This window comes from Pseudorhodobacter sp. W20_MBD10_FR17 (assembly GCF_052119765.1).
Classification (GTDB): domain Bacteria; phylum Pseudomonadota; class Alphaproteobacteria; order Rhodobacterales; family Rhodobacteraceae; genus Pseudorhodobacter.
Map to the genome: position 1 here is coordinate 110,193 of NZ_JBGQOQ010000001.1, position 20,914 is coordinate 131,106.

General features: G+C 58.5%; 17 protein-coding genes. 9 read left to right on the top strand and 8 right to left on the bottom strand.

What is annotated here, in order from left to right:
- The first annotated feature begins 169 nt into the window (after window positions 1-169).
- Entirely contained in the window at window positions 170-1,495 is a 1,326-nt protein-coding gene (locus tag ACEN2J_RS00575) for a cytochrome-c peroxidase (RefSeq protein WP_442102396.1), read from the top strand.
- Here the strand turns inward: ACEN2J_RS00575 and ACEN2J_RS00580 are convergent.
- Both ACEN2J_RS00580 and ACEN2J_RS00585 read right to left on the bottom strand, forming a co-directional pair.
- Window positions 1,492-2,991, bottom strand: coding sequence for a CRTAC1 family protein (locus ACEN2J_RS00580; RefSeq protein ID WP_442102398.1), 1,500 nt, complete (start codon window positions 2,989-2,991; stop codon window positions 1,492-1,494). The genes ACEN2J_RS00575 and ACEN2J_RS00580 overlap by 4 nt on opposite strands.
- A complete protein-coding gene (locus ACEN2J_RS00585) occupies window positions 2,988-4,277 on the bottom strand; it encodes an ROK family protein (RefSeq protein WP_442102400.1) in 1,290 nt (429 codons plus the stop codon). The genes ACEN2J_RS00580 and ACEN2J_RS00585 overlap by 4 nt, the downstream gene beginning before the upstream one ends.
- Before the next feature lie 214 nt (window positions 4,278-4,491).
- Here ACEN2J_RS00585 and ACEN2J_RS00590 point away from each other — a divergent pair, with 214 nt between their 5' ends.
- The 6 genes from ACEN2J_RS00590 (at window position 4,492) to mgrA (ending at window position 11,658) form a co-directional block, all read left to right on the top strand.
- The gene (locus tag ACEN2J_RS00590; protein ID WP_442102402.1) at window positions 4,492-5,517 is read left to right on the top strand and encodes a substrate-binding domain-containing protein; all 1,026 of its coding nucleotides are present in this window, start codon (window positions 4,492-4,494) and stop codon (window positions 5,515-5,517) included.
- Window positions 5,518-5,664: 147 nt separating this feature from the next.
- A complete protein-coding gene (locus ACEN2J_RS00595; protein ID WP_442102404.1) occupies window positions 5,665-6,978 on the top strand; it encodes a sugar ABC transporter permease in 1,314 nt (437 codons plus the stop codon).
- Between the two features lie 11 nt (window positions 6,979-6,989).
- Complete coding sequence (locus tag ACEN2J_RS00600; RefSeq protein ID WP_442102406.1) at window positions 6,990-7,748, top strand: ATP-binding cassette domain-containing protein; 759 nt, start codon at window positions 6,990-6,992, stop codon at window positions 7,746-7,748.
- Complete coding sequence (gene xylB, locus ACEN2J_RS00605; protein ID WP_442102408.1) at window positions 7,748-9,184, top strand: xylulokinase; 1,437 nt, start codon at window positions 7,748-7,750, stop codon at window positions 9,182-9,184. The genes ACEN2J_RS00600 and xylB overlap by 1 nt, the downstream gene beginning before the upstream one ends.
- Window positions 9,181-10,482 (top strand): xylose isomerase, encoded by a 1,302-nt coding sequence (gene xylA / locus ACEN2J_RS00610; protein ID WP_442102410.1) that lies wholly within the window; start codon window positions 9,181-9,183, stop codon window positions 10,480-10,482. Before xylB ends, xylA begins: the two co-directional genes overlap by 4 nt.
- 147 nt (window positions 10,483-10,629) lie before the next feature.
- A complete protein-coding gene (mgrA, locus tag ACEN2J_RS00615) occupies window positions 10,630-11,658 on the top strand; it encodes an L-glyceraldehyde 3-phosphate reductase (RefSeq protein ID WP_442102412.1) in 1,029 nt (342 codons plus the stop codon).
- A gap of 18 nt (window positions 11,659-11,676) precedes the next feature.
- Here mgrA and ACEN2J_RS00620 read toward each other — a convergent pair whose 3' ends face one another.
- The 5 genes from ACEN2J_RS00620 to dapE all read right to left on the bottom strand — a co-directional run bounded on the left by ACEN2J_RS00620 (window position 11,677) and on the right by dapE (window position 17,312).
- Window positions 11,677-12,081, bottom strand: coding sequence for an META domain-containing protein (locus ACEN2J_RS00620; RefSeq protein WP_442102414.1), 405 nt, complete (start codon window positions 12,079-12,081; stop codon window positions 11,677-11,679).
- Window positions 12,082-12,103: 22 nt separating this feature from the next.
- Window positions 12,104-13,249 carry a lytic murein transglycosylase gene (locus ACEN2J_RS00625; protein WP_442102416.1) on the bottom strand — a complete coding sequence of 382 codons (1,146 nt, stop codon included), beginning with the start codon at window positions 13,247-13,249 and terminating at the stop codon, window positions 12,104-12,106.
- Between the two features lie 182 nt (window positions 13,250-13,431).
- A complete protein-coding gene (gene rnr, locus ACEN2J_RS00630) occupies window positions 13,432-15,684 on the bottom strand; it encodes a ribonuclease R (protein ID WP_442102418.1) in 2,253 nt (750 codons plus the stop codon).
- A 39-nt stretch (window positions 15,685-15,723) separates the two neighbouring features.
- Window positions 15,724-16,146, bottom strand: coding sequence for a GNAT family N-acetyltransferase (locus tag ACEN2J_RS00635; protein WP_442102687.1), 423 nt, complete (start codon window positions 16,144-16,146; stop codon window positions 15,724-15,726).
- An 8-nt stretch (window positions 16,147-16,154) separates the two neighbouring features.
- Window positions 16,155-17,312, bottom strand: a complete 1,158-nt coding sequence (gene dapE, locus ACEN2J_RS00640) for a succinyl-diaminopimelate desuccinylase (RefSeq protein ID WP_442102420.1) — start codon at window positions 17,310-17,312, stop codon at window positions 16,155-16,157.
- A 439-nt stretch (window positions 17,313-17,751) separates the two neighbouring features.
- Between dapE and ACEN2J_RS00645 the strand changes: the two genes are divergently transcribed.
- Window positions 17,752-18,765, top strand: a complete 1,014-nt coding sequence (locus tag ACEN2J_RS00645; RefSeq protein WP_442102422.1) for a Hint domain-containing protein — start codon at window positions 17,752-17,754, stop codon at window positions 18,763-18,765.
- A 130-nt stretch (window positions 18,766-18,895) separates the two neighbouring features.
- Window positions 18,896-20,470 carry a choice-of-anchor L domain-containing protein gene (locus tag ACEN2J_RS00650; RefSeq protein WP_442102424.1) on the top strand — a complete coding sequence of 525 codons (1,575 nt, stop codon included), beginning with the start codon at window positions 18,896-18,898 and terminating at the stop codon, window positions 20,468-20,470.
- 50 nt (window positions 20,471-20,520) lie between these two features.
- Here ACEN2J_RS00650 and ACEN2J_RS00655 read toward each other — a convergent pair whose 3' ends face one another.
- Window positions 20,521-20,862 carry a hypothetical protein gene (locus ACEN2J_RS00655; protein ID WP_442102426.1) on the bottom strand — a complete coding sequence of 114 codons (342 nt, stop codon included), beginning with the start codon at window positions 20,860-20,862 and terminating at the stop codon, window positions 20,521-20,523.
- Window positions 20,863-20,914 lie beyond the last annotated feature (52 nt).

Genomic DNA, 20,914 nt, shown 5'->3' on the forward strand with positions numbered 1-20,914 from the left:
CTGTCTCCTGCCCGACGTTCATACGACTTAACTACTACATGTATTGCACTGTCGGCATAGTGATACAACGAAACTACCTAGTGTGTTTCACCAAATAGGCAACAATGGGCCAGTTTTTGGGCTTTCTGTTTCAGGCAACAGCAGCATATGTTGCGTAACGGAGGACACAATGCACCCATACATACCCCTACTCGCGCTGATTGCGGCGGTGGCACAGCCCGCGCAGGCCGAAACACGGCCCAAACCACTAACCGATGCCGATTTCAGGCCGCATTCGGCGGATGAGGTGGCGTTGGGCCAGCTGTTGTTCTGGGACGCCGAGCTTTCGGGAAACCGTAACATTTCGTGTGGCACCTGCCATCATCCGCGCTTTGGCACAGCCGATGGTGTGTCACTGTCTTTGGGCGAGGGCGGCATTGGCCTTGGCCCTGATCGCCACCCCGACCCAGCCGACATGCCCGAGCAACGCATCCCCCGCAACGCGCCCGCGCTGTTTAACCTTGGGATTTTGGACCTGCGCAGCCTGTTTCACGATGGCCGGATAGAGGCAGACGCCACCCGCCCCACCGGTTTTCGCACCCCGCTTGAGGATGAGATGGTCAGCGGTTTCGCCTCGCTTTTATCGGCGCAGAGCATGTTTCCGGTGCTGTCACCCGATGAAATGGCCGGCCATTATTCGGAAAATGAGATCTCCAAGGCCGTGCGCACTGGCCAGCTAACCGGCCCAAATGGCGCGTGGGAAAAGATCGCAGCACGCGTGGCCGCCATTCCCGCCTACCAACAGCAGTTTGCAGCCGTCTATCCCGAGATTGGCGGGGGTCGTGCGATCCATTTCACCGATATTTCCAATGCGATCGCGGCCTTTGTCAGCTTTGAATGGCGGTCTGATACCGCACCCTTTGACGCATGGTTGCGGGGCCAAGCCCCCTTGCCGCCGCTTGCCGCCACAGGGGCCGATTTGTTTTATGGCACGGCGGGGTGCAGCACCTGCCACACAGGCCCGTTGCTAACCGACCAAAGCTTTCACGCGATGGGCACGCCCCAGCTTGGCCCCGGAAAAACCGAGCGTTTCGAGACAAACCAACGCGATTTGGGCCGCATTCGGGTGACAAACCGCCCCGAGGATGCCTATGCCTTTCGCACGCCATCCTTGCGCAATGTCACGGCGACCGCACCTTACGGCCACGCGGGCAGCCATAGCGATTTGCGCGCGTTTGTGATGTTTCACGCCGATCCTGCGGCTGGCTTGGATGCCTACACACCCCAAGCCGTGCTACCCGAATTCACCCCAGCCAAGGATGATTGGGCCGCCACAAACGACCCATCCGAGTCGACCGCGATCAAAGCCGCAATCCGCCAACCCGCGCATCCCCTGACTGATGCCGAGGCGACGGCCATCATGGCGTTTCTGGATGGTTTGACTGACCCCGTCGCCATTGCAGGACGGCTTGGCATTCCCGCCACAGTGCCCAGTGGCTTGCCGATTGACCGCTAGGGACTAAGCGTCACAACCTGATCGGCGGTGACAGTGGTCCAGTCGCCTGCCGTACCATCGGGCCAAATCACCCGAAGCTCGGCGCTGTCATTTACGCCCAGCCCAAAGTGCTGCGGCCCCGCTTGGCCCGAGGCATGGCCGCCGCCCACGGTCATCTCTCGCGATTGCACCCTCCCACCCACGCGCAGCTCTATCCACGCGCCAACGGCTTGGGTATTGTCTTTGCCCTTAAGGGAAACCCCCAGCCAATGGCCTGTATCTGCTGTGGTGTTTTGCCAAATCTCCATCGGCGCACGGCGGTTCACAACGACGATATCCAGCAATCCATCGGCGTTCAGATCAACCAAGCCTGCCCCGCGCGACCGCATCGTCGTGCCAATCCCCGCCACGCCGCCCTTTTCAACAAACACCCCATCCGCGCCTTGCATCAGCAGGTTGTTGGGGTCGTGCATCGCGTTCGACGGCATTTGGTCAACGTTGCCTTTGGCGATGAACAGATCATCACGACCGTCATTATCAACATCGCCAAACTCGGCATGCCAACCGGTGCTAGGGCGGCCATCATCGCCGCTATAGGGTTGGTGCGCATAGGTGCCCAAACTGAACGGCGCGTTTTCAAAGCCGGCGCCGGTGTTGAATTGCAACAGCTGGTCGCCCATCGAGGTCATCATCACCTCGGGCAACCCGTCGCCTGTAATATCGCGGCTGGCAATCCCCATCCCCCATAGCGAAAAGCGGGGCCAATCGGCCTGCGCATAGGGTACCAGCGGGTTCAAATGCCACATTTCCTCATACCCGCCACGCACATAGTAATGCCGGTCGTTTGAGATGCGCAGGTCGGGGGTGCCGCTGCGTTTCCAATCGGAAAACAGCATCGACAATGCGCAAAATCCGGGGGAAAGCGTTTCCGCTGCGCCGTAACCGCCTGCTTGGGGCCGGAACAGGCTATTGATATCGCAGGCCTCAAACGGGCCATCGGCGCGGCTGCGGTCTACGTAATGGCCGATCGCAAGGGTGGGCCAGTTTTGCCCCGCCTCCCATGTGGCGGTAAAGGCGGTGGACCACTGATCGCCGGTTTGCAGGCCCCATTCGGCGGTGGCGTCATGGAACTTGCAATCGGGTTCGCCCTGCAAAAACACATCTGGGCCAACGCGCAGCACGGCTAAATCGAGCAAACCGTCACCGTTTATATCCAGCGGATAGGCACCGGTTACGTCTGTTATTGGGGCCAGATCAGCCGCCGCAAAGGTAATATCGCCCTTGTCCAAAGTCGTATTAACCAGCAACGCGGCAGGCGCCGTACCGCCCGCGACAAACAGGTCAGGCCGCGCATCTGCGTTGCAATCCAATATCGCCACGCCGCCGCCGACGAAATGCTCCCATTCACCCGCATAGACCACTCGGGCGGGCAAAGCCGCCGCGCGGTCTTTGAAACTGGGGTCGGCCACGGCGGCATGGGCTGCGGCTAGAAAAACCAATACAGCAAGGCCCCTCATTGCGCCGCCACCTCACGCAGCCCGTCTCGATTGCCCGCCAGCAGCCCCTCGGTCACCGCCGAAAGCGCCAAGGCCGCAGCCCCCTGCGCCCACAGCAAATCGCCCCAAGCGTGTATCTCAATCGGGGGGCGGGGGCGGCCGGTGGCGATGGCAAGGTTTTCCATTTCTGCCAAAGTATCAGCAGCATAGAGATAGTCATAGCGCATCCTCTCGCCGCTTAGAATAATCAAAGACGGGTCAAACAAGTTCACCACATTTGACAAACCCACTGCCAAATACCGCCCCGCGCGGCGAAAGATTGATCGCGCCGCCGCATTGCCGGCCTTGGCATGGTCATACAGGCTTTCCAGCAGCACGTTGATCGACTGTCCATCCTTGCCAACCCAGTTCAGCGCGGTTGATGCCTCACGCGCCAGTGCATAATCGGCGACATAGGCCTCTAGGCAGCCACGCTGGCCACAGCGACAAAGCGCACCGTCAAGCTGCACTTTTGTATGGCCCAACTCCATTCCCAGCCCATGCGCGCCGCGATAGATGCGGTGGTTCACTACGACGCCCATGCCCACGCCATGCTCAATCGTCACCACTGCAAAATCGGGCAAACCACGCCCCGCGCCGAACCACAGCTCGGCCAGCGTGACGAGGTTGGCGTCGTTATCAATATGCACGGCAAGGCCCAGATGCGCCGTGGCAAGGGCGGCCAAATCAACGCCCCTGTCAGCCATAACCGACGACCACATCACCTGCCCTGCGCCACTGTCCACAAACCCCGGCACACCAAGCCCCAGCGCCGTAAGCGCCGTGCGTTCAATCCCTGCCTTGGCACAAACGCTGTCCAGCAGGGTTTCCATTGCCTGAAACAACTGCGGCAAGGACATCGCGCCGGGGGTGCGCTGCACCACCTCATCCGCGATGACGTTACCCGCGAAATCGACGATGACGGCGGTATGCTCGCGGTCTGACAGCTTCATTCCGGCCACGCGATGGGCGCAGGCCCGCACGCCCAAGGCAACGGCGGGGCGGCCACGTCCAGCATCACCTTCGCGCGGGGCGATCACCTCTTCCAGCAGACCAGCCTCGATCAACTCGGACACACCGGTCGTCACCGATGCAGGGCTGACGCCCAATTCTTTGGCCACCTGCACCCGCGCAATTTGGCCCGCCGCGCGCACCCGTTCAAAGATTTGCTGCCGTAACGGGCGCAGCGCATCTGATAGCGGAGGAATGAGCGGACCGCAGCCCGGCACAGCGTTTGAGGCAGAGCTATCTCGCACTTGCGGCATCATTAGTTCATCCATCGAATTAAAAATTGGGTCTTTTCCACCAAATAGCCAATACTTCCGCTGCAGCGCGGCATTATCGATCATATAATCGGCAACAAATACATTGTGACAGTTATTTTTATTTTGACAACTGAATTTATTAACGACTAGATAGAAACTGTACCGGCGAATCCGTCGGGCCGGCCCGCAAAGGGTCGATTCCACAGGGAGGAAACACATGCGTAACGCAATTTTGCTGGCCGTCATCGCAACGGCAGGTTTTTCATCAGCAGCTCTGGCCGAAGGTAAAATCATCGGCGTGTCTTGGGCCAGCTTTCAAGAAGAGCGCTGGAAGATTGACGAAGCCGCGATGAAAGCCGCGATTGAAGCCGCTGGCGATACATACATTTCGTCGGACGCACAGTCTTCTTCGGCCAAGCAGTTGACCGATATCGAAGCGCTGATCGCTCAAGGTGCAAACGCGCTGATCATCAACGCATGGGACAAAGACGCCATTGGCCCAGCGATTGACAAAGCCGCTTCCGAAGCCATTCCGATGATCGGCTATGACCGTCTGATCGAAGATGACCGCACCTTCTATCTGACATTCGATAACAAAGGCGTCGGCTCGATCATCGCCGAAACCGTTATGGCTGTGAAACCCGATGGCAACTATGCGATCATCAAGGGCGACCCAGGTGATCCGAACGCCGCTTTCTTGCTGGAAGGCATGATGGAAGTGATCGGCGCGGACGTAGCTTCGGGCAAGATCAAGATCGTTGGCGAAGCGTTCTCGGACGGGTGGAAGCCTGAAAACGCGCAAAAGAACATGGAGCAGATCCTGACCGCAAACAACAACGCAGTTGATGCTGTTCTGGCCGAAAACGATGGTATGGCCGGCGGCGTTGTTGCAGCTTTGGCAGCGCAGGGCCTTGTTATTCCTGTTGGCGGCCAAGACGGCGATTTGGCAGCGATCAACCGCGTAGCACGCGGCAGCCAAACCGTTTCGGTTTGGAAAGACTCGCGTCAACTGGGTAAAGCAGCGGGCGAAATCGCAGCTGCTTTGGCTGAAGGCACCGAAATGGGCGCAATCGACGGCGCGACCAAGTTTAACGGTGGCGAAAAAGGCGTTGAGATGAACGCCATTTTGCTGAAGCCAACCCCGATCACCAAAGACACGCTGAACCTTGCAATCGACGCGGGCCACATCTCTAAAGAGATGGCTTGTGAAGGCGCAATGGCTGGCGTTGCAGCTTGCGAGTAATCGCTTAAGCCCTTTCCGGCACCAGCCACAGCGTTGGTGCCGGATTTCCCTTTCCTGACATGGCTGATGGTTTGCGTTTGGCACCTCGGGGGTATTCCCTCGGGACGATTGCCTGCACCCCATTCCCCTTATTCGTTGGACCCGGATATGACCGATACATCCACCCCCAAGACCGACCAAAACGTATCCTTGCTGAACCGCTTTTTGCGCGCGACTGAAATTGACACGCGCTTGATGGGCATGGTCGGCGCATTGTTGTTGATCTGGTTTGGCTTTCACTTTTACGGCGCGATTTTCGGCAATGGCGGGTTTTTCCTGACGCCGCGCAACCTTTGGAACCTTTCGGTCCAAACCTCATCCATCGGCATCATGGCCACAGGGATGGTTTTGGTAATCGTCACCCGCAACATCGACTTGTCGGTTGGCGCGGTGCTGGGCCTGACGGCGATGATCATGGGCCTGTTGCAGGTGAACGTTTTGCCGCCGCTGATCGGCCTTGGCAGCCCGTTCATCTGGATCCTCGCGGTGATCGTTGGCATGGTTGCCGGCGCGTTGATCGGGATGTTCCAAGGCTGGCTGATCGCCTATCGCGGCATCCCCGCGTTTATCGTAACGCTGGGCGGCTTGCTGGTGTGGCGCGGTTGTGCGTTCCTATCGGCAGGCGGACGGACAATTTCACCGGTCGATGAAAACTTTGCGCTGCTGGGCGGTGGCCCTTACGGCGCGGTGGGGGCGACAGGCAGCTGGATCGTCGGGCTGTTGGCCTGTGCCGGTGTGATCTGGATGCTGCATTCGGGCCGCAAGCAACGCATTATGCACGATTTCAAACTGCGCCCAATGTGGGCCGAGGCGTTTCTGGCCGTGGTCGGTTGCGGTGCGATTATCGGGTCGGTGCTGTTGGTAAACGCCTATCCGTGGCCCAAGGGGATTGTGAACGCCTATGCCAAGGCAAATAATATCACCGTGCCCCCCGAAGGTCTGTTTATCAGCCACGGCTTTGCCATTCCGGTGCTGATTTTGGTGGCTGTTGGCATTTGCATGACGGTTCTGATGACCCGCACGCGGTTTGGCCGCTATGTGTTTGCCATCGGTGGCAACCCCGAGGCGGCGGCACTGGCAGGCATCAATACCAAGTGGATGACGCTAAAAATCTTTGCGCTGATGGGAATGCTGGCTGGTCTTGCCGGTGTGGTTGCCTCGGCGCGCCTGAACTCGGCCACCAACGCGTTGGGTGTATTTGATGAGCTGTACGTCATCGCGGCAGCCGTGATTGGCGGCACGTCCTTGGCAGGCGGTTTGGGCACGATTTACGGCGCCATTCTGGGTGCGTTGGTGATGCAAAGCTTGCAAACCGGCATGGTGCTGATCGGGTTTGATACCTCTATCCAGCAAATCGTCGTCGGCTCGGTGCTTGTGTTCGCTGTCTACCTCGACAACCTCTACCGCAAAAAAGTGAAGTGAAGGGAAACGTCATGACCACTAAGGGAACCCCACTGGTCGAGATGCGCGATATCTCGATCTCATTCGGCGGCATCAAGGCCGTTGACCACGTCACGATTGATCTGCATCCGGGTGAGGTTGTTGGCCTGCTGGGCCATAACGGCGCCGGAAAATCAACACTGATCAAGTGCCTGTCAGGCGCCTATCAGGCCGATGCGGGCCAGATTTTGATCGACGGCAAGCCGGTGACTATTGAAAACCCCCGCGATGCCCGTGCGCAGAATATTGAGACGATCTATCAAACGCTGGCGCTGGCCGATAACCTTGATGCCGCGTCAAACCTGTTCTTGGGGCGTGAGATTGTCAGCCCTTGGGGCTTTGTGAACGACAGCAAGATGGAGGCCGAAACCCGCAAGATCATGCAGCGGCTGAACCCGAACTTTAAAAAGTTCAACGTGCCAGTGTCGGCGCTTTCGGGCGGGCAACGCCAATCAGTTGCGATAGCGCGCGCAGTCTATTTCAACGCGCGCATTCTGATTATGGATGAACCCACAGCCGCCCTTGGCCCGCAAGAAACCGAGATGGTTTCGGAATTGATCCAAGAGCTGAAAAAGCAAGGGCTGGGGATTTTCTTGATCGAGCATGACATCCACAACGTCATGAAACTGTGCGACCGCGCGTCCGTGATGAAAAACGGCCAGTTGGTGGGCACGGTCAACGTGGATGAGGTGACGGATGAAGACATCTTGTCGATGATTATTCTTGGCAAAAAAACCGAAAAGGCGGCCTGATGTATATCGGCCTTGATCTTGGCACCTCGGGCCTTAAGGGCATTTTGATTGACGATAATCAAACTGTTTTGGCCGAGGCCACCGCGCCTTTGACCGTGCAGCGCCCGCATGACGGGTGGTCGGAACAATCCCCCGCCGATTGGATTGCGGCCGCCGAGGCGGTGATGGACCAGCTTTCAGCCCACGGGCTGGGGGCGGTGCGCGGCATAGGGCTGTCAGGTCAAATGCACGGGGCCACATTGATTGACGCGGCGGATGAGGTGATCCGCCCGTGTATCCTGTGGAACGATACGCGCAGCGCCGTGCAAGCCGCCGAGATGGATGGCGACCCGATGTTTCGGCGCATAACTGGCAACATCGTGTTTCCCGGCTTTACCGCGCCAAAACTGGCGTGGGTGCGTGCGCATGAGCCGCAAAACTGGGCGCGTGTGGCTAAGGTTTTGCTGCCTAAAGACTATCTGCGCCTATGGCTGACGGGCGACCATGTCGCCGAAATGTCGGATGCGGCAGGGACAAGCTGGCTGAATACCGGAACGCGCGACTGGTCGGATGATCTGCTGGCCGCAACGGGGCTGACACGCGAAAACATGCCGCGTTTGGTTGAGGGGTCAGCTGTTTCCGGCGATCTGCGCACGGCGCTGGCGGCCCGTTGGGGCCTGCCTGCGGGCGTGATAATTGCGGGCGGCGGCGGTGACAATGCCGCCTCGGGTGTTGGCGTGGGCGTTGTGCGCGCGGGTGAGGCGTTTGTGTCGCTTGGCACCTCGGGCGTGCTGTTTGCGGCCAATGATGGCTATCAGCCCAGCCCGGAAACGGCGGTGCATACGTTTTGCCACGCTTTGCCAAATACATGGCATCAGATGGGGGTCATCCTGTCGGCCACAGATGCGTTGAACTGGTATGCGGGGCTCGTGGGCCAAACTGCGGCAGCCCTGACAGGCGGCCTCGGCCCACTGCAAGCCCCCGGCAAGCCGATGTTTTTGCCCTATTTGGGCGGCGAGCGCACACCGCTGAACGACTCCGCCATTCGCGGTGCGTTTCTTGGGCTTGAACATGCCACCGACACCGCAGCTGCCACCCGTGCCGTGCTGGAAGGTGTGACCTTTGCCTTTCGCGACTGCCGCGACGCCCTTGCCAGTACGGGAACACGGTTGGAAAAATTGATCGCGGTTGGTGGCGGCTCACGGTCCGACTATTGGCTTGCAGCGATTGCCACGGCGCTTGATGTGCCGGTCTTGGTGCCGAAGTCCGGTGATTTTGGCGGCGCATTCGGTGCGGCGCGGCTGGCGATTATGGCCGCCACAGGTGCAGGGGCCGAGATTGCCACCCTGCCCCCGATTGCGCGGCAGATAGACCCTATCCCTTCGTTAACCTCGGCGTTTGATGCGGGCCATGCCCGTTACACCGCTGCCCAAACTGCAATTAAGGCCCTAACATGACCGACTTTTTCAAATCCATCCCCGCCATTCAATATGAAGGCCCGGACAGCCAAAGCGAATTCGCCTTTCGCCATTACAACCCCGATGAGGTGATTATGGGCAAGCGGATGGAGGACCATCTGCGCTTTGCCGCCGCCTATTGGCACAGCTTTGCCTGGCCCGGCGGCGACCCGTTTGGCGGGCAAACGCTGGAACGGCCTTGGTTCGGCGACACCATGGATTTGGCACGGCAAAAGGCCGATGTAGCGTTTGAGATGTTCGATATTCTGAACATGCCGTTCTTTTGCTTTCACGATGCCGATGCGCGGCCCGAAGGCGCAAACTTTGCCGAGAGCCAGCGGAATCTGGAAGAAATCACCGATTACTTTGCGGCCAAGATGGAGACGTCAAAGACCAAGCTGCTGTGGGGCACCGCCAATATGTTCAGCCATAAGCGCTGGATGTCTGGGGCGGCAACCAACCCTGACCCCGAGGTCTTTGCCTATGCTGCAGCGACCGTAAAAGGCTGCATGGATGCGACGCACCGGTTGGGCGGCCAGAACTATGTGCTGTGGGGCGGGCGTGAAGGCTATGAGACGCTGCTGAACACCAATTTGGGGCTTGAGGCCGACCACATGGGACGTTTCTTGCAAATGGTGGTCGAATATAAGCACAAGATCGGGTTCAAAGGCGCGATCTTGATCGAGCCAAAGCCGCAAGAGCCGTCAAAGCATCAGTATGATTATGATGTGGCCACGGTGTACGGCTTCCTCTGCCGTTATGGCCTGGAAAAAGAAGTGAAGGTGAATATCGAGCAGGGTCATGCGATTTTGGCAGGTCACAGCTTTGAGCATGAGATTGCAACGGCAGCCAGCCTTGGGATTTTCGGGTCGATCGACATGAACCGGAACGACTATCAATCCGGTTGGGATACGGACCAGTTCCCCAACAACCACGTCGAAAAGGCATTGGCGTTTTATGAGATTTTGCGCGCGGGCGGCTATTCGACTGGCGGCACCAATTTTGATTCCAAAATCCGGCGGCAATCGCTGGACGCCGAAGACCTGATTTTGGCCCATGTCGGCGGGATGGACACCTGCGCGCGGGCGCTAAAATCGGCGGCCGCACTGTTGGAAGATGGCAGCCTAGAGGCGCTGCGCACAAACCGCTATGCGGGTTGGGAAACCGACAGTGCGCAGGCGATGCTAAAGTCTGACCTTAGCAGCATCATGCAGGACGTCTTGGCGCGGGATGTGAACCCGCAGGCACGGTCTGGCAAGCAAGAGCGGTTGGAGAACCTGTGGAACAGGTTCGTCTGAGGCGCCGCGCGTTAAACGCGATGACCTAACGCTGTTGGCCCTACGGGGCCGATGGCGCATAGGTATTTGGACCAAGATGAAATGGGAAAGGGTTGCGTTCCGGCCTGACATTGGCCAGAACTTCCATACCAGTCAAAGGAGCGCATGATGCCATATACACCCGCAGAAGATCGCTATTCCCGCATGACCTATCGCCGCTGTGGCAAGTCGGGGCTAAAGCTGCCGGCCGTGTCCCTTGGGCTGTGGCATAATTTCGGCTATGATACGCCGCATCAAACCAAGCGCGCGATTTGCCAGACGGCATTTGACCATGGCATCACACATTTCGATTTGGCCAACAACTATGGCCCGCCTGCCGGGTCGGCCGAAGAGGCATTTGGCGATATTCTGGCGACGGATTTCAAGGGCTACCGTGATGAGCTGATCATCTCAAGCAAGGCGGGTTACAACATGTGGCCGGGCCCCTATGGCGAAATGGGCAGCCGCAAGTATTTAATCGCGTCCTGTGACCAATCGCTGAAACGGATGGGGCTGGATTATGTGGATATCTTTTATTCGCACCGTTTTGACCCCGAAACCCCGCTTGAGGAAACCATGGGCGCGCTGGACCATATCGTGCGGTCGGGGCGGGCGCTGTATGTCGGTATTTCCAGCTACAATTCGCAGCGCACGCGTGAAGCCGTGGCGATTCTGAAAGATTTGGGTACGCCATGTGTGATCCATCAGCCCAGCTATAACCTGCTGAACCGCTGGGTTGAAAAGGATGGGTTGAAGGATACGCTGGCCGAACTTGGGGTGGGGTCGATTGCCTTTACGCCGCTGGCGCAGGGGATTTTGACCAAGAAATACCTGGGCGGGATTCCGGCTGACAGCCGCGCGGCCCAAGGCAAATCGCTACAGCCTGCGACGATTACCGCAAGCGCCTTGGCGTCTGTCAAAGCACTGGACGATATGGCACAGGCGCGGGGCCAAACGCTGGCGCAAATGGCAATCGCTTGGGTGTTACGCGGCGGCGGCATCACCACGGCGCTGATCGGCGCGTCCAAGCCTGAGCAGGTGATTGACTGCGCCGGTGCTGTTGGAAACCTTGAGTTTACCGCTGCTGAACTGGCCGAAATTGACCGGATTTCATCGGAAGAAGACATCAACCTTTGGGCAAAATCCTCGGCTGAGTAAAGCGCGAGGCGCGGCGGTTTATTGCGGCCGCGCCTGCATCACCAAAGTATCGCCAATATAGAACCGTAGCGTATCCTCGGCCATGTCATAGCGGGTTACGGCGGCAAGCGCGCGGGTAAACCCAGCCTCAATATCCATGCGCGCAGGCAGGCAGGCTTTGCGCGTCATGGCTGCGGGACCAAAGGCCAGATCATTACCCTTTTGGCTAAAGGTCCCACTATACTGGTTGCACCCCGAACTGCCCGACACAGCAGGCGCTGCAAAATTGATCGTCACACTGGCCGTGTCCGGCAGCGCCGTACCGCCAAGCGTTATCACCTGCCAATTGCCTGCAAGGGCTGCCACATCGGCCCCCTTCGTCTGCGGCCCAACACAGGCCGCAAGGCCAAAAACCGCTGCGGCAAACATAAGAATAGGTTTCATAATGCCCCCTTTAGAAACACCCTCAGTCCAGCCTGTTTAACACATCAAGGCTGGGGTAACCATCAGGCACAATCCCCTTTGCTTTTTGAAAGCCCTTTACAGCCGCAATCGTATTAGGCCCCATCTTGCCATCAACACCCAACGTATCAAACCCCGCGTGGGTGAGCCGCGTTTGCAGGGCCAACCGTTCATCCAGTGTCAGCGCCCGCAAGTCGCGCGGCCAGCCCGATTTGAACCGCGGCCCGCCCTTTAGCAAATCGGCCAAATGACCCACGGCAATCACATAGGCATCAGCCGTGTTGTACCGCTCAATCACCTGAAAATTAGAGAAAATCAGAAAGGCCGCCCCCCGTGCGCCGCCGGGCAGCAGTACCGATGCCGCGCCATGATCGGGTAAATCGCGGCCATCCGCGCGGCGCACGCCCAGCGCTTGCCATTCGGCCACCGGCTTTTTCACCCGCTCGCTGGTTTGGTCATAGTCAAACCCGGCGGGCAGCGTGATCTCGACGCCCCAAGGCATGTTTTTGGTCCAGCCATACCCCGCCAGATAGGATGCCGTCGACGCCAGCGCATCCGTCGGGTCATCACCCCAAATATCGCGCTTGCCATCGCCATTGAAATCAACCGCATAGGCCAGAAAAGACGACGGCATGAATTGCGTATGTCCCATGGCACCGGCCCAAGAGCCTTGCATGTTAGCAGCCACCGTATCACCCGCTTGCAAGATTTTCAGCGCCGCCAGCAGCTCACCTTCAAAAAACGCCGCGCGCCTACCGTCATAGGCCAAACTGGCCAAAGATTGGATTGTCGGAACTGAGCCGCGAAAATTACCAAAGGCGCTTTCCAGACCCCAAACCGCTGCAACCACCTCTTTATCGACACCGTATTTCGCCTCGATCTGATCCAGCACCGCGCGGTGTTTTTGCAACGCGGCCGTGCCGTTTTTCACCCGCTCATCTGATGCGGCTGTGTCAAGGTAATCCCAAATCGTTTTGGTAAATTCCGATTGGTTGCGGTCGCGGCGAATAACATCCGCATCAAAGGACAGCCCTGTTAGGGCTTGGTCCATGACCGGGTCGGAAATGCCCGCCGCAGCGGCCCGTATGCGAAACCCCGCCAGCCAGATTTGCAACCCTTGGGTATCGGCCAAAACCGTTGCCTCTGGCATCGATATATCCTTTGCGCTCGTGGTTTGGGCTGGCGCAGACGTGGACAAACCCGCAGCCATGCACCACACTAAAATAGGTTTTAATAACCGCATACTGCCGCCCGCCTTTATTTTTTAGGCAGTTTAGCGCCGCCGCCGCCAATGGCAACGGCCCCAGCTTTTATCGGCAATTATTTGCGCCCCTATTTGCGCCGACGCGTCACTTTCCGCTTGATCGCCTTAGCATGGGCCGCCGCTTTGCCGGGTTTGCGCGGGCCACCACGGCCACGCGGCGCCCCCCCTTTGGGCAAGGCGCGGTCTTCGATTTCCAGCAGCTCCAGTATCAGCCCGCCGGTCACTGGCACGGCCTCGGTCAGGCGCACAGTCACGCGCTGGCCGAGGCCGATGATCAGGCCCGTATCGGAACCCATCAGGGTTTGGGTATCAGGATCAAAATGGAAAAACTCGCGCCCCACAGATCGGATAGGGACAAGGCCGTCAGCACCGGACTCGTCCAGTTTCACGAACAGCCCAAAGCGTTGCACGCCCGAAACACGGCCCTTAAAGCTGGCCCCCACACGGTCGGACAGATAGGCAGCAAGGTAGCGATCAGTGGTGTCACGCTCGGCGATCATTGACCGTCGTTCGGTGTCGGATATCGCCTTGGCGGTATCGGCCAACTCCTCGATATCCTGCGGCGTTATCCCGTCATCGCCCCAACGGTGGCCCGCGATCAGCGCGCGATGCACGATCAGGTCAGAATACCGCCGGATGGGCGAGGTGAAATGCGCATAGTTGCGCAGCGCCAGCCCGAAGTGGCCAAAGTTTTGCGGGTTGTAATAGGCTTGGGTCATCGAGCGCAGAGTCGTGATGTTCATCAGCTCATCAAACTCGGTGTTTTGCGCCTGCGACAACAGCCGGTTCAGGTGCGCGGTTTTCAAAACCTGCCCCTTGGCAAGGGTAAAGCCAGACGCCTCGGCCACCTCACGCAGCGCGTCCAGCTTTTCGGGGCTGGGTTCTTCATGCACGCGGAACAGCAGCGGGGTTTTCAGCTTTATCAACTCCTCAGCCGCCGCGACATTGGCGAGGATCATGAACTCTTCAATCACCTTATGTGCATCAAAACGTTCGTAATAATCAACCGACAGAACCTTGCCTTCGTCCGACAAGATGATCTTGCGTTCGGGCAGGTCCAAATCTAGCGGCTGGCGTTCGGCCTTGGCATGTTTGGTCGCCTCATACGCCGCATAAAGCGGGCGCAGAACCGGGTCGAGCAGCGGCTCGGTCACGGCATCTGGGTTGCCGTCAATCGCGCTTTGCACTTGGGCATAGTTCAGTGACGCAACCGAGCGCATCATCCCGCGCGTAAAGCGGTGGCTGATCTTGCGACCTTGGGCATCCAGCACCATCCGCACGGCCATACAGGCGCGGTCAACGTTTTCATGCAAGGAACACAGATCGCCCGACAATATATCGGGCAGCATAGGCACCACGCGGTCGGGGAAATAGCTGGAATTGCCGCGCTTTTTTGCCTCGCGGTCAAGTTCCGAACCGGGGCGGACGTAATGCGCGACATCGGCAATCGCGACCCAAACGATATGGCCGCCGGGGTTGGATTTATCAGGGTCGGGCATTGCCAAAACCGCATCATCACGGTCGCGGGCATCCACGGGGTCGATGGTCACCAGATCAAGGGCGCGCAGGTCTTCACGTTTGCCCATGGGCGCTGGTTCGGCGGCATCCGCCTCGGCGATCACTTTGTCGGGGAATTGGTCGGGGATACCATGCTGATGAATGGCGATCAGCGAAATCGCACGCGGGCCAGACGGGTCGCCCAGCCGCGCGGTAATGCGCGCTTGCGGCAGGCCCATGCGTTTGGGGCCGGCTTGCTCGGCCTCAACCAGTTCGCCATCGCGGGCGTCCATCGTACCGTCACGCAGCACGCGCCATTCTTTGTCATTTTTCTTATCGACAGGCACCACGCGCCCGCCCTCCGATTCCGCACGGAAAATTCCCAACAGTTTTAGCGGGTTTGACCCCAGCTTGCGGATCAGCCGCGCCTCATAATCATGGTCCTTGCCGCCGACAGGTTCCAAACGCGCCAAAATGCGGTCGCCCTGCCCCAAGGCCGGATCGGATTTTTTGGTGATAATCAGAATGCGGGGCGCATCGCCGTCCTCATTCCATTCCACGGCACTTGCGAACAGGTCACCATCGGCATCGGGCGCCTCAACCTTCAAAATCGATACCGGCGGCAGCGCGTCAGGGTCGCGGAAATGGCGATCCTTTTTGACCAGCGTGCCCTCGGCCTCTAGCTCTTTAAGCATGCGCTTCAGCTCAATGCGCATGTCGCCGCCTTTGATGCCAAAGGCCCGCGCGATATCGCGCTTAGAGGTCAGCGTGGGGTTATCAGTGAGCCACTGAACGATTTGCGATTTTGACGGTAATTGTTCCATTCCCAAGCCCTAGCACGGCCAAATCGCGGCGTCACGCACCTAAAGATCAAGCATCATGTCACGGTGCGGAATTCCGGCATCGTCGTATTCGGGGCCATAGGCCGCGAACCCCAGCTTTTCATAGAAGGCAATCGCATGGGCTTGCGCGCCCAGCTTGACGTGTTTGATGGCAGGCATTTGGCGAAACTCCTCAATCGCGGTGCCGATGATCGCAGCGCCAAGGCCGGTGCCACGTTGCTCTTGCAACACACAGACCCGGCCAATTTTGCCCGTATCGCCCACCGTTAGCAACCGCGCCGAGCCTACGGGCCGATCATCAACCAACGCCAACAGGTGCACGGCAGCGGCATCTTGATCGTCCATCTCATCGGCCTCGGACACGCCTTGTTCTTCGATAAAAACCGTGCGACGCAGGGCGTGGCAGGCGGCGATATCTTGGGTCACTTCAATGCGGATGCTCATGCTCATGCTCATGCGAAATAATCCGTTAAAATCCGGGTGTAGATGGATTTAAGCTGATGGATCTGCGCCACTTCGACGCGCTCATCCACCTGATGCATGGTTTTGCCGACAAGGCCGAATTCGACCACGGGGCAGTGGTTTTTCACAAACCGCGCATCCGAGGTTCCACCCGAGGTAGAGAGCGCAGGGGAAACGCCGGTTTCCGCCTGAACCGATTTCGCGATCAGCGCCGAGAGTTCACCCGGAGGGGTGACAAAGCTTTCACCCGAAATTTTAATGGTAACATCAAACTGCACATCGGTCGCGGCCTGAATGGCGGCGGCCTCGGCGCGCAACCACTCGGAAATCGACGCGCCGCTGTGGCTGTCATTAAACCGGACATTCACCGTGGCACGGCAGGCGGCAGGGATGACGTTGGTGGCGGGGTTGCCAGTATCGATTGTGGTGATCGCCAAGGTGGAGGGGTCGAAATGGTCGGTGCCGCTGTCCAATTCATGCGTTGCCAGCTTATCCATCAACCGCACCATCGCGTTTAGCGGGTTATTGGCGCGGTGCGGATAGGCCGAATGCCCCTGCACACCACGCGCCACAAAATGCGCGGTAAGCGAGCCGCGACGACCGACTTTCATCATCTCGCCCATGACATTCGGGCAGGTCGGCTCGCCCACAAGGCACACGCTCATCTGTTCATTATTCGCGGCCATCCAATCCAACAGCGCCACAGTGCCATCGGTCGCCACGTCTTCCTCATCGCCGGTAATCGCAAGGATAACCGCGCCATCGGGCGGGGTTTGGCGCACAAAATCAATCGCGGCGGCGGCAAAGGCGGCGACGCCCGATTTCATATCGGTGGAACCACGGCCATACATCCAGCCATCCACCACCTCGGCGCCAAAGGGGTCATGCGTCCACGCGGCCACATCGCCCACGGGCACCACATCGGTATGGCCGTTAAAGCCGAAACTGCGGTTGGCACCGGGCCGGCCCCAGCGGGCAAACAGATTGGCGATACCGCCCCGATCAACGCGAGTGCAGGAAAAACCTGCCTCGGATAGCAGGCCCTCTAACAATACCAAGGCACCGCCCTCGGCAGGGGTGACCGAGTTGCAACGGATCAAGCTGGCGGTAAGGGCAACCGGATCAACGGGAAGGGCTGGATTGGGCATATGTGGCTTCCTTATGCGATTGGGCCTGTGCGGTGGGCCAAAGACCTGTTGCCCAAGCGATACCGTTTTGGGCGCAGCCGTGCAACCGGGGCCATGGCCGCACCCCCTGCATCAGAGCTGTGGCGGTGCAGCAACGCTTGACTGGTTACCCTTGCACCTTTGCCATGCGCGCAAGTGACAGATGACCGAATCTGCGCTTTACTGGTTGGCAATAATAAGTCCTGAGGCAGGGCAAACGCTGGGCCAACGCGCCCCAACGGGTGGTTAGACAACAAAGACCCAGTTTCTTGGGTTTTGCGTGCGTTTGATCTGTCTCCAAAGGCATTGGAGCAGTAATGGTAAGACATGTTGGAATACCCGACACCGCCGCTGTTGTGGCGCTGGGTTTGGGGTGTGTGGTCGCTGACCCGCGCAATATTGCCCGCAGTTTGGGGGCAATATGACCGATTGGCTTGCCCTTTCCGACCACGGCGCGGCGCTTGGAACCCCAAGCGATGGTGCGTTACTGACCAAAGGGACGCTGGTTTTTGAATGCACGCTGCCGCTTGCAGACTCTACAGTCCTGTTGAATTTCAAGGCCGATGATAACTGGCCCCGCGCGATGGCGCTGTTTGCCGATGACGTGACTGGCCTGGCGCTATTGCACCGCCAAGGCGACCGGCTGGTGCGGCATGTTTTGCCAGGACCCCTGAATTTTCCCAGCGAAGGCATCCTGCGGCTTATCTTTAGCTGGGACGGGCCAGAAAAGATTTGGACGCTTGCGGCCGAGATGCCTGAGGACAGGGCATCCATTTGCGCGCAGGGCCGTGACCCGATGCCGATGCTGTTTGAGGATTTGCTACAGATTTGCAGGGGCGGTGCAGGCATTCTGCGCCACAGCGCCTTGCAATGGTTTGGCGTGACCGAGGGGCAAAACCTGCCGGGCCGCGCACAATGGGTCGGGCTGCACACCCAGATTGATACGGTTGATGGCCCAGTTGCAGCGGGGCGGCTGGAACCCGGTGACATGCTGCTGACCGAGGCGGGTGATTTTGCGCCGGTTTTGTCTGTTCAGCGAATGGTTTTGCCAAGCCGTGGGTCGTTCAGCCCGGTGCTGTTGCGCGCGCCTTATTTCGGCGCACATTCCGATATTCTGGTGTCATCCGATCAGTTGATTGCCGTGTCGGGCGATGAGGTTGAATACCTGTTTGGCGATGAAACGGTGCTGACGCAGGCCTGCCACCTGACGGACGGACGGGCCGCGCTGATGGATTTACGGCGGACCGTGACCTCTTGTGTGGCCCTTGATATTGGCACGCCGCAGCTGCTGCGGGCCGAAGGCTGTCGGTTGCTGTCGCATAGCAACGGGCCGTCATGGCAATCGCTTTCAAAACCCTATGGCGTGATCCAAGGGTTTGAGGCCAAGCCACTTTTGGAAATGTTAGGGCGTATGGGGGTATCTTACGCTGCGTAAAAAAGGCTGTCAAAGGGGAAGAATGCCATATTTTCCCCTCATTATTCATCTACAGAAAACCTAAATCATTTAATCTGCCGTCGGTGCCATGTGATTCATATTGGCGGCAACCCTATCGGAGGTTGTTTCAATGGTTACTGCTACTGCACTCGCAATTAACACGGGGGCATCTGCAATGGATATGGCGAATGCCATGTTCGGCGCCGGAATTTCAATCACCAGCGCAACCTATACCGGCGCAGCCGCGTCCTCGGGGATTTATTCAGGCGGGCTGACGACCTCGCCGGGGGTCGTGCCGTCTGATACTGGCGTGATTCTATCCACGGGCTCGGCCACGAACTTTACCCACAGCTCGGGGCAAGCAAACCAATCTGCCAGCACAAGCGGCAGTATGGGGCAGGCAGGCGATTCGCAGCTGACCCAGATTGCAGGTGTGCAAACCTATGACGCGGCCGTTTTCACCGCGACATTTGTACCGGTTGGCAGCGTGTTGACGATGCAGATCGTATTTTCATCCGAGGAATATCTGGAATACGTAAACTCTGGGTTCAACGATGCGACAGCGGTGTGGGTGAACGGCGTAAAGGCCGAGCTGACCGTGGGCACGGGCGATATTACGATCAACAATATCAACACCACGTCGAATTCGAACCTGTTTGTGAACAATCCGTCCTCAACCTCGCCGTACAACACCGAGATGGACGGCTTTACGGTCACGCTGACGCTGAAAGCGCCGGTAATTGCCAACCAGCCCAACACGATCAAAATTGCGATCGCGGACGGGGGTGACCGGGTTTATGACAGTAACCTTTTGATTGCGGGCGACAGTATTCAGGTTGCGTTGATCGCCGGCGACGATGAGTTTGACATCGGCAAAAACACGCCTGCGACCTATAATATTTTGGCAAATGACAGCTCTTCGACTGGGTCCGTGCTGACAATCACCCAGATCAACGGCCAGGCTGTCGTTGCGGGCAGTGTGGTGACGCTGGCCAGTGGCGAGCAGATTACGGTGAATGCGAACGGCACCATTACGGTGATGTCGGATGGCAACCTTGGCTCGGAAACCTTTACCTACACCGTTTCCGATGCAGACGGGAACACGGACGTTGGCTTTGTTACGGTGAACACGGTGCCTTGCTTTACGCGTGGCACGTTGATCCGTACCGCGCGGGGCGAGGTCGCGATTGAAGATTTGACGCTGGAAGACCGCGTGATGACGCTTGACCACGGACTGCAACCCATTCGATGGATCGGCGCGCGCAAAGTGGCCGCGACGGGAGATTTCGCGCCGGTTATTATTGAGGCCAATGTTTTTGGCACCCATGATCGCTTGTCGCTTTCGCCGCAGCACCGTGTCTTGATCCGTGGGTCGGCAGCACAGCTTATTTGCGGCGAGGATGAGGTGTTGGTGAAGGCGCGGCATTTGGTGAACGGGCGCACCATCAGGCAAGATACGGCAGGCGGCGACGTCGAGTATTTTCACATTCTCTGCGATGCGCATGAGGTATTATGGTCAAATGGGCTGGAGACCGAAAGCTTTCACCCCGGTGAGCAGGTTTTGAACGGCATGACGCACGAAACCCGCGCCGAAGTGTTGGCGCTGTTCCCCGAACTGGCAACCTGTGCTGACGCAATTTTAGCAGCGCGCCAAGGCGTGAAAGCCCATGAGGCGCGGTTGATGCGCGACTTGTTGGTGGCCTAAGGCATGTCACGTTGCGTGATGAGATACACCTTAGGCTGAACCCGACCGCTCTAGTCGAAAAACGGGGTCATTTGGGCCACGACCACTGAATTCTCGGCGAGGGCGCGGTCCATCAGTTCGCGCTCATCCTCGGCGATCTCATCACCGGCTTCCAGCCGCTCTTCAAGCGTGCCATAGCCTGACACATCAAGCGGCGCCATGTCGGCTTGTTTCAGAATGGCCACGGTTTCGCGCACGGCCTCGGCCTCATCCACGCCGCTGGCATAGACCATCAGTGCGGCCCCTGTCGCCTTGGCAGGCAGACCATCATTGGGGTTGCGGCCCACCTCGATCACCAAAGTATAGACCTGTTGGCGCGATGGTTTTTTGGTTTTCTCTGTGTCATCCGACATTGCAACACCCTTTTTAAAACTTGGCCACGGCCTGAACTGGCCTTGCGGTCTT